Below are 13742 nucleotides of genomic sequence, written 5' to 3'. Positions count from 1 at the left end.
TTAGATCGGCAGTGGCGTCGCTAATAGTCGCGGTAACAGTATCGGTATTTATCTCCGGCTGTTCGCCGGCGTCCAAGACCTGGCAGCTGCAAGGCCCGACCATGGGGACCAGCTACCATATCACCGTGGTGGATGTGCCCCCCCGGGTAGTTCGCGCCGAACTGCAGCGACTGGTTGACGTTGAGTTGCAGCAGGTCAATCAGGAGATGTCGACCTATATCGACGACTCAGAACTGATGCGCTTCAACCGCGGGCCCATAGGCGAGGCAGTGCCGGTCAGCGGCCACCTGGCCGATGTGGTGGAGATGTCGATGGATATCTATCGTCGCAGTGAGGGCGCCTTCGAGATCACCGTTGGCCCGCTGGTGAATCTTTGGGGTTTCGGACCCCAGCCGGAACCGGAGCAGGTGCCCAGTGATGCGGCGATCGAAGAATTGCTGCAGCAGGTCGGCTCCGATGCCCTCAGGGTCGAGCGCGCACCGGATCGCATCACCCGCAGTCGCCCGGTTCAGATAGACCTGTCGGCCATCGCCAAGGGCCACGGTGTCGACCGGGTTGCGCTGCTGCTGGAAGCCCAGGGCATCCGCAATTACCTGGTGGAGATTGGCGGCGAGCTGCGCACCCGGGGTAAAAATCCCAAGGGCGGGGATTGGCGTATCGGCATTGAGAGTCCGGACCCCGCTGGTGGTGTGGTGCAGAAGCCGATTACGGTGAGCGGTAAATCCGTCGCCACCAGCGGTGACTACCGCAACTACTATGAGCGCGACGGCGTGCGCTATGCCCACAGCATAGATCCGCGTAGCGGGCGCCCGCTGCAGCACCGCCTGGCCTCGGTTACCGTCATCGCCGATACCTGTGCCGAAGCCGATGGCCTGGCGACGGCGCTGAATGTGCTGGGTGCCGACGCCGGATTAAAATTGGCGGAGAAGGAAAACCTGGCAATCTTTATGCTGGTGAAAACCGATAAGGGGTTCGAGGAACGCTACAGCAGTGCCTTCGAACCCTATCTAGAGAGGTCTGAGAAATGACAGTATTCATATTTGCCTTTGTCGTCATGCTGCTGGTCGTCACCGGTATGGCACTGGGTGCGATAGTGCAGAACAAGCCACTCAAGGGCTCCTGCGGCGGCCTCAACACCCTCGGCCTGAAAGAGGGGTGTGAGATCTGCGGCGGTGACGACGACGAGTGCAAAAAGGAGCAGGAGCGGCAGCAGCGCCTTTCCAAGCAGGCAGACCTGGCCTATGACGCCAGCAAGCGCTGATGCCTTCTACTTTCTCTCCTCTACCGCTCGCGGGAGAGGGGCTGGGGGAGAGGGCTGCTCCCGGGCGTTTTGTCGTCATTCCGGCGCAGGCCGGACTGCGCAGGCATGGATGCCGTAGCGAGCATTCGCGAAAGCGAATGGCCCAGAGGGCGTGGTGCAGGAGCACCACCTAATCCAGGTGCCGCTGAACTGGATACCGGTACCGGATCGAGTCCGGCATGACGTTCCTGCGCCGGTATGACGAGTACAAATTTCGGTACGCACGGCGCATTACATTAAACCAATAAGACAGAGCTTGTAGATGGCAGATCAAAAATACGACCTGGTAGTTATCGGCTCCGGCCCCGCCGGCGAGGCTGCGGCCATGAGTGCGGCCAAGAAGGGCATGCGCGCGGCAGTGATTGAGAAGGGCCAATCGGTGGGCGGCAACTGCACCCACAAGGGCACAATTCCGTCCAAGGCGCTGCGCCACTCGGTCAAGCAACTGATGCGCTACAACACCCAGCCGGTATTCCGCGCCTTGGGGGAGCCGCGCCGCCTGACCTTTCCGGAAGTGATGCGCACGGTCAACAAGGTCATCTCCTACCAGGTGGAAATGCACACCGCCTTCTACGCCCGCAATCGCGTCGACCTGATTGTCGGCGAAGCCAAATTCCGTGATGCCAACAGTGTCGAAGTGCTGCTGCCGGATGGGGCCACCGAGATCATCAGCGCGGAAAAATTTGTCGTCGCCACCGGTTCGCGTCCCTATAGGCCCGGAGATGTGGATTTCGATCACCCGCGTGTCTACGACAGCGATACGATCCTGGATATGCAGCACACCCCACACTCCATCATGATCTACGGTGCCGGTGTGATCGGCTGCGAGTACGCGTCCATTTTTGCCGGGCTCGGTGTCAAAGTGGACCTGATCAATACCCGCGGCAGCCTGCTGGAATTCCTCGACGACGAAATTTCCGATGCGCTCAGCTATCACCTGCGCGATATGGGCGTCACAGTGCGCCACCGCGAGGAGTACGCCAGAGTGGTGCCCACCGACAGCGGCGTGATCATGGAGATGCAGTCCGGCAAGCGCATCCACGCCGACGCGCTGCTCTGGTGCAACGGCCGCAGCGGTAACACCGGCAACCTGGGCCTGGACAATGTCGGGCTGGAGGCCAACCACCGCGGCCAGCTGAGTGTCGACGAGCACTACTGCACCGAAGTGGAGAACATCTTTGCCGTGGGTGATGTGATTGGCTGGCCCAGCCTCGCCAGTGCCTCCTATGACCAGGGTCGCGCGGTAGCCTCCGCCATTGCCGGCCGCGGCCATCGGGTGGTCGAGGATGCGCCCACTGGTATCTACACCCTGCCGGAGATCTCATCCGTCGGTAAAACCGAGTCGGAACTCACCGCCGCCAAGGTGCCCTATGAAGTGGGGCGGGCCCTGTTCAAGCACACGGCGCGCGCGCAGATTTCCGGTGAGCGGGTGGGCATGCTGAAGGTTCTCTTCCACATAGAGACTCGCGAAATTCTCGGCATCCACTGCTTCGGCGCCGAGGCGGCGGAGATCGTACATATTGGCCAGGCAATCATGAAGCAGCCGGCGCCGAACAATTCAATCGATTTCTTCGTCAACACCACCTTCAACTACCCGACCATGGCCGAGGCCTACCGCAGTGCGGCACTGGATGGACTCAACCGGGTGGCGCGCCTGTGACCGAGCCATCACCGAGCGAGTTCCGCGCACTGGTCAAGGGGTTCTTTGAACAGATCCCCTTTAATCGCCAGATTGGCCTGGAGATGCGCGAGCTGGACCTGGAAGCGCTCACACTCTCTGCGCACTTCGAGCTGCGCCCAGAGCTGATCGGCAATATCTGGAAAAAAATCCTGCACGGCGGTGTGATCGCCACCGCGCTGGATACCGTCGGCGGCCTGACCGCGATGGTGGCCGCCTACCAGCGCCTCGGCGATATCGACTGGAAGGAAAAAACCGAGCGCCTGTCAAAACTCGGTACCGTGGATATGCGCGTGGACTACTTGAAGCCGGGCAGGGGCGAGAGCTTTGTCTGCCATGGCTCGATTCTGCGCACCGGCAACAAGCTGGTGGTGACGCGCATGGAATTGCGCAATGACGCGGAGGAGTTGATTGCTACCGGTACGGCGACCTATCTCTATTGAGTCGCCGACCGGTATCGATGTCATTGGCTGCGTGCGGGATTAACCGTTGTATTGATCGTGCTGAAGCAGTTCAGCCGGTGGGCGCCGTGGACATCTGCTGCTTGACCTTCTCGCAGGTTTCCGACTGTTCCGCCTCGGACATCGCCTTCCATTTCTCGGCCATTTCGCGCTCGCTGCTGGCGAAGGTTTTGTCGAACCCGCTGATGTCCATGCCGGAATCTTGCAGCTGCTTTCTCTGCTGCTCTTTCATTTCCGCCAGCTGCTCGTTGGAATAGTGCCCGCAGGCGCTGGCGATGGCGTGTAGTGTGCCGCTGAACTTACCCAACTGGCCCGCCACGTCAGGCATTACCAGCTGGGCCGGATCGGCTTGTGCGATGGTGAACTGGCTGAAGGCCAAGGTTGCGATAGCCAGGCCAAGTGCCCGGCGAATGGACGTCTGCGATTTCATCACTGGTTTCCCTCCCTGGAAAAGATTTCGATCAGGCGATCAGCCGCGGTACTTTTTTACCGTGTGCAGCGCCACATCCCACTCAAAGTACACATAGAAGTCGGCGTATTCCCAGCGGGTGATGGCCGGTTCGCCGACCGGGCCCTGGATACCGATGGGTTCGCCGAGGCGCGAATTGACTTCGTCTTTCTTCAGGCCGCGTACCTGCTCGACCATGGCGTGGTCGCCCTGGGCACCGACCGGCACCTCGAGGGTTTCTGCCTGGGTGCCGAGTGAGAAGAGCAGGGCGGCTGCGCCGGCCAACTGGGGAATGCGGTTGCGGAGTCTGCTGAACATATGTCCTCACCGGGGTTATTCTGGATTTCGGCCAATTAAAGCAGATATTCTGCCTAAACACTTGGATTTCTTCACGTTTTTGCGCCCGGGCTGGACCCCCGCGGCGCGGCTGTCTCGGGCCGCGGGGCTGTATTCGGACTATCCTGTAGATCAAACTTCGACCTGCGGGCGGGCACGGATGCGACTTGGACACTTCTTTTCCACGGCCGGATTGCTGATTGGCACTGTCTTCTTTGCGCTGTCGCTGACTCCCTCCCTGATCCCGCGCACCGATATTGTCCAGGGTGCGATTTCCGGGCTGTCTTTCGCCGCCGGTTACGGTGCTGGGGTGTTGTTGATCTGGCTCTGGTCCTTTCTCGGCCTGCCCCTGCCGGGGGCGAGTACCCGGCGGTTGCTGCGCTGGATCGCCGCCGCCCTCTGTGCGCTGTTGGCACTGGCGTTTCTCTTTAAGGCGAGTGGCTGGCAGAACTCGGTCCGCTCGCTGATGGGGCTGGAAGAGGTTTCCGGCGTGCGGCCGTTTACCGTCGCGCTGGTGGCGCTGGCGTTCTTCCTGCTGGTGCTGCTGATCGCCAAGTTGTTCAAGCGCACTTATTTTTTTCTGTCGCGCAGGCTGGAAAAGCGGATTCCGCGGCGCGTGTCGCTGTTGCTGGGGCTGGTGGCGGCCTTCTGGCTTTTCTGGGCGGTGATCAACGATGTGCTGCTCAATGCGGCCCTGCACTCGGTGGACTCCATCTACCAGAAGCTGGACGCGCGCATGCAGCCGGATATGGTGCCGCCGGATGATCCGGCGAAGCCGGGCGGCGCCGATTCCCTGCTGCGCTGGCAGGATATGGGCCACCAGGGGCGCCGCTATCTGGCGCTCGGACCCACGGCTGCCGATATCGGCGAAGTGGCCGGCAAATCCATGGAGCCGATCCGCGTCTATGTGGGGCTGAACGCGGCCGAGGCACCCCGGGAGCGCGCCCGCCTGGCACTGGAAGAACTCAAGCGGGTGGGGGGCTTCGAGCGCTCGGTGCTGGTGCTGATTACCCCTACCGGCACCGGCTGGGTGGACCCCGGCGCTATCAACTCGGTGGAATTCCTGCACCGCGGGGATATCGCCAGTGTCGCCGGGCAGTATTCCTACCTGCCGAGTCCGATCGCGCTGATGACCGAGGACGCCTATGGCAAGGAAACGGCACAGGCACTGTTCGAGGCCATCTACGGCCACTGGAGCAGGTTGCCGGCGGAGACGCGGCCGAAGCTGTACCTGTTCGGTCTCAGCCTCGGGGCCCTGAACTCCGATCGCTCCTTCGATTTCTACGACATTATCGACGATCCGTTTGACGGCGCCCTCTGGGCGGGTCCGCCGTTTCGCAGCGATACCTGGCGCGAGGTCACCGCGCACCGCGACCCGGACTCGCCGGCCTGGCTGCCGCAGTTCCGCGGCGGTGCCGTGGTGCGTTTCGGCAATCACTTCGGCGGTTACGAAAAGGGTAAGGTCCCCTGGGGCACCTTTCGTCTCGCCTACCTTCAGCATTCCAGCGACCCGATCGTCTTCTTTGAGCCCCAGGCCCTGTACCGCAAGCCGGCCTGGATGAATGTACCGCGGGGCCCGGAAGTCTCGCCGGACCTCAAGTGGTACCCGATTGTGACCATGTTCCAGCTGGCCGCGGATATGCACGCTGGCATAGCCCCGAAGGGGTTCGGGCACACCTATGCGCCGATGGACTATGTGCGCGCCTGGCTGGCGCTGACGGAGCCGCAGGGCTGGACGGAACAGGATCTGCAGCGGCTGCGGGAAAAACTCAACACCTACAACGCCAGGTAAATGTGTCCAAATCCTTGGATTTCTTGGCGTTTTTCCGCTTAAATCACCTCCATGATCAAACCTGTCCCCCTGTTTATCGGCCTGCGCTATGTGGCCGCCCGCCGCCGCCAGCAGTTCATCTCCTTTATCAACGGCTTCTCCCTGCTGGGCATGGCGCTCGGCGTGCTGGCGCTGATCGTCGTGACCTCGGTGATGAACGGCTTCGACCGGGAGCTGAAGACCCGCATCCTCAGTGTGGTGCCGCACGGTTTTGTGGAAAAGGCCGGGGGCCTCGAGGACTGGCAGGGTGCGGCGCAGCAACTGGAGCAGCAGCCCCACGTGGAGGCGGCCAGCCCGTTTGTGCGCGGTTTTGCGCTGCTCGGGGCCAAGGGCAGCAGCCACGGCGTGGAGTTCCAGGGTGTGGAGCCCCAGGCGCTGCGCAAGGTCTCCGCGGTTGGCGAACATATGATCATGGGCAGCCTGGATGGACTGCAGCCGCGCAGTTACAACATTGTGCTCGGCCGTATCCTGGCCCGGCAGCTGAATGTGATACCCGGTGACAGCCTAGTGCTGACCCTGCCGGAAGTGGTGGTGACGCCGGCCGGTATCTTTCCCCGCACCAAGCGCTTTACCGTGGCCGGTGTCTTCTCCGTCGGTGCCCAGGTGGACCAGAATATGGCGCTGGTGCATATCGATGACGCCGCGCGACTGTTGAGAATGCGCGGCAGGGCCCAGGGACTGCAGCTGCGCTTCGACGATATGGACAATGCCCTGGGCCGGGTATCCGCCTATGCGCAGGACCTGGGCGAGGGTTTCAGTGGCGAGGACTGGAGCCTGTCCCAGGGCAGCCTCTTCCAGGCGGTGAAAATGGAGAAAACCGTGGTGACATTGATGCTGATGATCATCGTCGCCGTGGCCGCGTTCAATATTGTTTCCGCGCTGGTGTTGATGGTGGCCGACAAGCGCTCGGATATCGCGGTGCTGCGCACCCTCGGACTGACATCGCGGCAAATAATGTCGGTGTTCGTGGTGCAGGGCAGTGCCATCGGTATTATCGGCGCCTTTGTCGGCGCGCTGCTGGGTATCCTGATTGCACTGAACCTGACCGAAATGGTCAGCTGGGCGGAGAACCTGCTGGGGGCGAAGATATTCGATCCGCGGGTATTTTTTGTCAGCTTCCTGCCGTCGGAATTTCGCGTCGGCGATGCGGTCCTTGTATTGACCGCCGCGATCGCGATGAGCCTGCTGGCGACCTTGTTCCCGGCCTGGCGCGCGGCGCAGATAGAGCCGGCGGAGGCGCTGCGCTACGAGTGATGGCAGTCGCTACTACAGCGCAACATCGTCATTCCGGCGCAGGCCGGAATCCAGCTGCCACCAAACTGGATACCGGTACCGGATCAAATCCGGCACAGGCTCTGAGCCGGCATGACGAACAAATTATTATTTGATAAAGAGTGAAAAACTCAGGCTAATTAAATTGATGAACAGCCAAGTGGAAATAAATACCGACGAAGCCGCACCGGCAAAGCCCGGCGGCGAGCCGGTGCTCGCCTGCCGCGAGTTGCGCAAGAGCTACCGCCAGGGCAGCAAGGAGCTGGAAGTGCTGCGCGGCGTCGAGCTGCAGGTGCTGCGCGGTGAGAAACTGGCGATCGTCGGCGCATCCGGTTCCGGCAAGTCCACGCTGCTGAACCTGCTCGGCGGCCTGGATACCCCCAGCGCCGGTGAAGTGCGGGTGGCGGGGCAGAACCTGGCCAGCCTGGATGCCAACCAGCGCGGCTGGCTGCGCAACAGCAGCCTCGGTTTTGTCTACCAGTTCCATCACCTGCTGGGAGAATTCTCCGCCCTGGAAAATGTCGCCATGCCGCTGCTGATCGGCAAGCACTCCGTTGCCAATGCGCGCGACGAGGCGAAAGCGATGCTGGAGGCGGTGGGGCTCGGCGAGCGATTGAGCCACAAGCCGTCACAGCTGTCCGGCGGCGAGCGCCAGCGGGTGGCCATTGCCCGCGCCCTGGTGACCCGGCCCGCCTGCGTGCTGATGGACGAGCCCACCGGCAACCTGGATCGCGCGACGGCCAAAGAAATTCACAAGCTGATGGACAGACTCAACAGCGAGATGGGGATCAGCTTCGTGATCGTCACCCACGACCCGGATCTGGCCGCGGCCCTGGATCGCACCCTGCACCTGATCGACGGCAGGCTCGAGGCCAACTGGCACGAGGGCGACCGTGTTTAGGCCGCTGCCGGCCTTTATCGGCCTGCGCTACGCCGGCGCCCAGCGCCGCGGCGGCGACTCCTCAGGCCTTGTCTCATTTATCTCCGGCCTGTCGATGGTCGGCCTGATCCTGGGCGTGGCGCTGATGATCGTGGTGATGTCGGTCATGAACGGCTTCGACCGCGAGCTGCGCGAGCGCATCCTCGGCATCATGCCCCACGGCACCATCTACAACGCCAGCCCGGATATCGACTGGCCGGCGCTGCGCGACCAGCTGGAGGACAATCCCGAGGTGCTGGCCGCCGCCGAGGTGTGGCAGGTCAATGCGCTGGCGCGCAAGGGCCGGGAGGTCACGCCGCTGCTGGTGCAGGGTATCAACCCGGAAACCATCGTCGAAGTGTCGAATATCGGCCAGTTCCTCGATCCGCAGGCCTTTGCCGCGCTCGGGGATCCCGCCCAGCCCGGCGTGATTCTCGGCCGCGGTATCGCGGACAAACTGGGCGTCGGGGAGGGCGAGTACCTGTCCCTGATAGTGCCCAGCAGTGAGAGTGACGATGGCGGCCGCCGCGCCGCGCGCCTGGCGGGCTTTGTGGTGGCGGATATATTCCACTCGGGTACCGCGCTGGATCACTCCCTGGCGCTGGTCTCCTGGCCCCAGGCGCAGGCCCTGGCCGGCGGCAGCGGCGGCGCCGGCGTGCAGCTGCGCTTCGGGAAGATGCTCGAATCCTACTGGACGCTGCGCAGTCTGCTGCAGCAGCTGCCGTCGCAGGATTTCTACGGCAGCGACTGGAGCAGCACCCACGGCAACCTCTACCAGGCAATCCAGATGTCGCGCAACCTGGTCGGGCTGCTGGTGCTGCTGATCATCGCCATCGCCGCCTTCAATGTGGTGTCCACCCTGGTGATGGTGGTGATCGACAAGCACAGCGATATCGCCATCCTGCGCACCATGGGCGCCAGTACCCGCGAGATACTGCTGACCTTCGTCAGCCAGGGCGCGCTGGTGGGCCTGGTGGGCGCCGTGGTCGGCGGAATACTGGGTGTCCTCGGCGCGTTGACTGTCACCGACCTGGTGGCCGGCCTGGAATCCCTGTTCGGAGTGCAGTTCCTCAAATCCGACGTCTACCCGGTGGACTATCTGCCCTCCGAACTGCAGTGGGGCGATGTGGCGCTGGTGGTGGGGGCGGGCTTCCTGCTCAGCCTGCTGGCGACTCTCTACCCGGCGCTACAGGCCAGTCGCGTGCAACCGGCGGCGGCCCTGCGCAACGAGCAGTGAATACTGCCAGCAACATACTGAAATGGCTTAGGGCGCTGCTGCCGATTCCAGCGGCGCTGGCGGCGTGGATACTGGCCCTGATTGTCACACTCAGGTTTGATTACTGGCGGGTCGTAAATTTTTGTCCCGAGAATATGCGCGAGGGATCGGACTGCTATACCGACGAATGGCAGAGGTGGCCGCTCTGGCTGATCTGCGGTGGGGCGGCACTGTCCGCAGTGTTTGTCGTCTGGTCCGCGGCGCTCACGGCCAGTGGCCATCGTGTGCGGGTTGCGGCGCTGGCTTACCTGATCGGTAGCTCAGCCGCCCTGGTTCTTGGTGGTTTGCTGGGTTTTCTGTTGCCCGCGGCCACCGCAATCGCCGCAGGAGCTGTGGCACTTTGGTCCGTGGCACGCGTTGGGAAGTCGCGCAAATTGCTGGAGTGCCCTTAGCCGACAGCGGAGCGCCGGTTGATTCGCATCTTCCAGCGCTTCACCACATGCCAACGCCACAGCGCCTGCATCGCGAAGTAGGACACTGCGGCGAAGAAAATACCGGCCAATAGCGAGCCGAAAAACAGCGGCAGCCAGATTTTCCCCACCTCTTCCGTCAGCCACTCCCACGACAGCTCAATCCTGAAATCCACCGGCGGCGTGCCCAGTATCCAGGCACCCAGCTTGTAGGTGCTGTAGAAGATGGCCGGCATGGTCACCGGATTGCTGATCCACACCAGGATCATCGACAGCGGCAGGTTGCAGCGGAACCAGAGTGCCAGCAGGGCGGCGATGATCATCTGGCCCGGCAGCGGCAGGAAACTGGTGAAGACACCCACGGCAAAGGCCACGGAAACCGAGTGGCGGTTGAGGTGGAAGAGGTTGGGGTCGTGCAGCAGGGTGCCGAGAAACTTCAGGCCGTTGTTGGCGCGGACCTGCTCGGGGGTTGGCAGCCATCGCCTGATAATACTCTTCGGCATAACTCTGTTTCTGTTTACCCGGGAGTGGGGGTACTGGCAGCCCTGGACAGTATCGTTATTGGCGGTGTGTCGCCTTCTGCGGCGGGATCGCCCCCGCTGCCCTTATAAGCATAGAGTGCCTGGGCAGGCGGGGCACGAGCGTACCGCGCGGGCGCTATTATGCCCACTTAGCTGTTACAAGACTACTGCTCCAAAAAAAGTCAGATCTCTCGCCAGATTGTCAACAATCCATGCTTTTCGCCTTGGTTGACGCCGGGTTTATACTCGTTTATGGTCGCAACTTATAAAGATTGTCGACAATCTGGGTTGAGAGCGGGAGAGACGCGAGTTGGAAGGCGGACAACTGCAGGCAGTAGAGAACAACCAGAGCCTGGCCGAGCGCCTGTTTGTGACCCTGCGCGGCGAAATCGTCGAGGGTCAGCTGGCCGCCGGTAGCAAGATCAGCGAGCCGGAGCTGGCGCGGCGCTTCAGTGCCAGCCGCGGCAGCCTGCGCGAGGCCTTGATGCGCCTCGAATCCCTGGGCCTGCTGGAGCGCCGCGTCCACGTCGGCGCGCGCGTGGTGGATCTGACCGAGCGCGGCCTGCTGGATCTGTACGAGGTGCGCGAGGCCCTGGAGGGCATGGCCTGCCGCCTGGCCGCCCAGAACCGCAGCGACGAGGATCTCACCGAACTGCGCCAGATGCTGGCCCGCCACGAGCAGCAGGAAGAGCTACAGGCCGGCAAGGCCTACTTCCAGCCGGAGGGGGATTTCGACTTCCACTTCCGCATAGTGCAGGCCTCCAAGAACGACCTGCTGATCGATACCCTCTGCAATCGCCTCTATTACCGGGTGCGCATGTACCGCTACCAGCTGGGCATGGCCAGCCCGCGGGCCAAGCGCGCCTTTCGCGAACACAGCCATATCATCGAAGCCATTGAAGCGGGGGATGGCGAGCTGGCGGAGCTGTTGATGCGCCGCCATATCCGCGCCTCGCGCAACAATATCGAAAAGAAACTAACGACAGAAACCTGAAAAAGAGAACACTGAGGTCGTCTATGAGCCAGAAGCCTTCCGCCGGCGCGCGTTTCCGCGCAGCCCTGCAAGAAAACAATCCGCTGCAGGTAGTGGGCACCATCAACGCCTACACCGCCATCATGGCGGAGCGCATCGGCCACAAGGCCATCTACCTGTCCGGCGGCGGCGTTGCCAACGCCTCCTACGGCCTGCCGGACCTGGGCATGACCAGCCTCGACAATGTACTCGAGGACGTGCGCCGCATCACCGCCGCCTCCGAGCTGCCGTTGCTGGTGGATATCGACACCGGCTGGGGCGGGGCCTTCAATATCTCCCGCACCATCCAGGAAATGATCCGCGCCGGCGCCGCCGCCGTGCATATCGAGGACCAGGTGGCGCAGAAGCGCTGCGGCCACCGCCCGAACAAGGAGATAGTTTCCAAGGAAGAGATGGTCGACCGCATCAAGGCCGCCGTTGACGCTCGCACCGACGACGACTTCTTTATCATGGCCCGCACCGACTCCTTCGCCCAGGAAGGTCTCGAAGCCGCCATCGACCGCGCCCAGGCCTGCATCGAAGCCGGCGCCGACGGCATCTTCGCCGAGGCGGTCACCGAACTGGAGCACTACCGCGCCTTCAAGGACGCCCTGAATGTGCCCATCCTGGCCAACATCACCGAATTCGGCAAAACCAAGCTGTACAACCGCGCCGAACTGGGCGAATCCGGCGCAGACATGGTCCTCTACCCACTCTCCGCCTTCCGCGCCATGAACAAGGCCGCCGAGAACGTCTATACCAGTATTCTGCAGAACGGCGACCAGCAGGCCGTGGTCGACACCATGCAGACCCGCGCGGAACTGTACGACTACCTGAACTACCACGACTTCGAGCAGAAGCTGGACGAACTCTTCAAAAAGTAATTTGGCGGTGCGCGCGGCGCACCCTACATCCTTGAACGAATGCTTTGTAGGAGCGGCCCATGGCCGCGATAGGACTCGACAACCGGAAAGATCTATCGCGGCCATGGGCCGCTCCTACAGAAGACTCCGTAGGGTGCGCCGTGCGCACCGACGCTCCGAACAAACTCAAGAGAAAGGGGAAATAAAAATGGCAGAGAAAAAACTGGGAGGCGCCGGCCTCCGCGGCCAGGTCGCCGGTAAAACCGCACTGTCCACCGTAGGCGTATCCGGCTCCGGCCTGACCTACTGCGGCTACGACGTCAAAGATCTGGCGCAGAACTGCGAGTTCGAAGAAGTCGCCTACCTGATCTTCTACGGCGAACTGCCCACCAAGGCGCAACTGGCCGATTACAAAGGTATTCTGAAAGGCATGCGCGGCCTGCCGCTGGCTCTGCGCGAAGTGCTCGAGCGCATCCCCGCCGAGGCCCACCCGATGGACGTGATGCGCACCGGATGTTCCATGCTGGGCAACCTGGAAGGCGAAGAGAGCTTCGACCAGCAGCAGGAAAAAGCCAACCGCCTGCTGGCCGCCTTCCCGTCCATCATCTGTTACTGGTACCGCTTCAGCCACGACGGCGTGCGTATCGAAACCGAAACCGACGACGACTCCATCGGCGGCCACTTCCTGCATATGCTGCGCGGCGAGAAGCCGAACGCACTGCACGAGCAGGTGATGAACGTTTCCCTAATTTTATACGCGGAGCACGAGTTCAACGCGTCCACCTTCACCGCGCGCGTCTGCGCCTCCACACTGTCCGACCTGTTCAGCTGCATCACCGGCGCCATCGGCTCTCTGCGTGGCCCCTTACATGGGGGCGCCAACGAGGCGGCGATGGAGCTGATCGAGCGTTTTTCCTCTGCCGACGAAGCCGAGAAAGCACTGCTGGGCATGTTGGAGCGCAAGGAAAAGATCATGGGCTTCGGCCACGCGGTCTACACCGAATCCGACCCGCGCAACGCCATCATCAAAGAGTGGTCCGAAAAACTGGCCGCGGATGTGGGCGACGAGGTTCTGTACCCGGTATCCGTGCGCTGTGAAGAAGTCATGTGGCGCGAGAAGAAGCTGTTCTGCAACGCGGACTTCTTCCACGCTTCCGCCTACCACTTTATGGGTATCCCGACCAAGCTGTTCACCCCGATCTTCGTGATGTCCCGCCTGACCGGCTGGGCCGCGCACGTATTCGAACAGCGCGCCGACAACCGCATCATCCGCCCGAGTGCCGAGTACACCGGTCCGGAACTGCGCAAAGTCGTGCCGATCGCCGAGCGCGGTTAATTCGCTCGCTACCTCGTCATTCCGGCGCAGGCCGGAATCCAGCTGCTCCGGAGGTTCCGACGGCACTGGATCCCGGCCT

Annotated in this window: 15 protein-coding genes; 12 read left to right on the top strand and 3 right to left on the bottom strand. The window is 62.3% G+C overall.

What is annotated here, in order from left to right; genetic code table 11:
* Positions 1-11 precede the first annotated feature (11 nt).
* The 4 genes from IG627_RS18975 to IG627_RS18960 all read left to right on the top strand — a co-directional run bounded on the left by IG627_RS18975 (position 12) and on the right by IG627_RS18960 (position 3421).
* The gene (locus tag IG627_RS18975) at positions 12-1028 is read left to right on the top strand and encodes an FAD:protein FMN transferase (RefSeq protein WP_319024613.1); all 1017 of its coding nucleotides are present in this window, start codon (positions 12-14) and stop codon (positions 1026-1028) included.
* Positions 1025-1261 carry a (Na+)-NQR maturation NqrM gene (nqrM, locus tag IG627_RS18970; protein ID WP_193194598.1) on the top strand — a complete coding sequence of 79 codons (237 nt, stop codon included), beginning with the start codon at positions 1025-1027 and terminating at the stop codon, positions 1259-1261. The genes IG627_RS18975 and nqrM overlap by 4 nt, the downstream gene beginning before the upstream one ends.
* 301 nt (positions 1262-1562) lie before the next feature.
* Positions 1563-2960, top strand: a complete 1398-nt coding sequence (gene sthA / locus IG627_RS18965) for a Si-specific NAD(P)(+) transhydrogenase (protein WP_193194596.1) — start codon at positions 1563-1565, stop codon at positions 2958-2960.
* Positions 2957-3421: a thioesterase family protein gene (locus IG627_RS18960; protein WP_193194594.1), complete on the top strand. Its 465-nt coding sequence runs from the start codon at positions 2957-2959 to the stop codon at positions 3419-3421. Before sthA ends, IG627_RS18960 begins: the two co-directional genes overlap by 4 nt.
* A gap of 70 nt (positions 3422-3491) precedes the next feature.
* On the opposite strand, the gene IG627_RS18955 is transcribed toward IG627_RS18960, so the two are convergent.
* Together IG627_RS18955 and IG627_RS18950 are read right to left on the bottom strand one after the other, a co-directional pair.
* Positions 3492-3869: a hypothetical protein gene (locus IG627_RS18955; RefSeq protein WP_193194592.1), complete on the bottom strand. Its 378-nt coding sequence runs from the start codon at positions 3867-3869 to the stop codon at positions 3492-3494.
* A 39-nt stretch (positions 3870-3908) separates the two neighbouring features.
* Positions 3909-4205 carry a hypothetical protein gene (locus IG627_RS18950; protein WP_193194590.1) on the bottom strand — a complete coding sequence of 99 codons (297 nt, stop codon included), beginning with the start codon at positions 4203-4205 and terminating at the stop codon, positions 3909-3911.
* A gap of 178 nt (positions 4206-4383) precedes the next feature.
* Between IG627_RS18950 and IG627_RS18945 the strand changes: the two genes are divergently transcribed.
* From IG627_RS18945 to IG627_RS18925, 5 genes are all read left to right on the top strand, one after another.
* A complete protein-coding gene (locus IG627_RS18945; RefSeq protein ID WP_193194588.1) occupies positions 4384-6015 on the top strand; it encodes an alpha/beta hydrolase in 1632 nt (543 codons plus the stop codon).
* A gap of 51 nt (positions 6016-6066) precedes the next feature.
* A complete protein-coding gene (locus IG627_RS18940) occupies positions 6067-7308 on the top strand; it encodes a lipoprotein-releasing ABC transporter permease subunit (RefSeq protein WP_193194586.1) in 1242 nt (413 codons plus the stop codon).
* Between the two features lie 166 nt (positions 7309-7474).
* Positions 7475-8227 (top strand): lipoprotein-releasing ABC transporter ATP-binding protein LolD, encoded by a 753-nt coding sequence (gene lolD / locus IG627_RS18935; RefSeq protein WP_193194584.1) that lies wholly within the window; start codon positions 7475-7477, stop codon positions 8225-8227.
* Entirely contained in the window at positions 8220-9482 is a 1263-nt protein-coding gene (locus tag IG627_RS18930; RefSeq protein ID WP_193194582.1) for a lipoprotein-releasing ABC transporter permease subunit, read from the top strand. The genes lolD and IG627_RS18930 overlap by 8 nt, the downstream gene beginning before the upstream one ends.
* Positions 9479-9913 (top strand): hypothetical protein, encoded by a 435-nt coding sequence (locus tag IG627_RS18925; protein ID WP_193194580.1) that lies wholly within the window; start codon positions 9479-9481, stop codon positions 9911-9913. The genes IG627_RS18930 and IG627_RS18925 overlap by 4 nt, the downstream gene beginning before the upstream one ends.
* On the opposite strand, the gene IG627_RS18920 is transcribed toward IG627_RS18925, so the two are convergent.
* The gene (locus IG627_RS18920; protein ID WP_193194578.1) at positions 9910-10434 is read right to left on the bottom strand and encodes a DUF2062 domain-containing protein; all 525 of its coding nucleotides are present in this window, start codon (positions 10432-10434) and stop codon (positions 9910-9912) included. The two genes, IG627_RS18925 and IG627_RS18920, sit on opposite strands and share 4 nt — an antisense overlap.
* Positions 10435-10762: 328 nt before the next feature.
* On the opposite strand from IG627_RS18920, the gene IG627_RS18915 reads away from it, so the two are divergent.
* From IG627_RS18915 to prpC, 3 genes are all read left to right on the top strand, one after another.
* Positions 10763-11446 (top strand): GntR family transcriptional regulator, encoded by a 684-nt coding sequence (locus IG627_RS18915; protein WP_226865452.1) that lies wholly within the window; start codon positions 10763-10765, stop codon positions 11444-11446.
* A 23-nt stretch (positions 11447-11469) separates the two neighbouring features.
* Positions 11470-12348, top strand: coding sequence for a methylisocitrate lyase (gene prpB, locus IG627_RS18910; protein WP_193194576.1), 879 nt, complete (start codon positions 11470-11472; stop codon positions 12346-12348).
* Between the two features lie 187 nt (positions 12349-12535).
* The gene (prpC, locus tag IG627_RS18905) at positions 12536-13663 is read left to right on the top strand and encodes a bifunctional 2-methylcitrate synthase/citrate synthase (RefSeq protein WP_193194574.1); all 1128 of its coding nucleotides are present in this window, start codon (positions 12536-12538) and stop codon (positions 13661-13663) included.
* Positions 13664-13742 lie beyond the last annotated feature (79 nt).

Origin of the sequence: Microbulbifer taiwanensis (assembly GCF_014904815.1) — a bacterium.
GTDB lineage: Bacteria > Pseudomonadota > Gammaproteobacteria > Pseudomonadales > Cellvibrionaceae > Microbulbifer > Microbulbifer taiwanensis.
The sequence above is the reverse complement of the archived record's forward strand: the minus strand, read 5'-3'. Positions and strand labels throughout refer to the sequence as shown.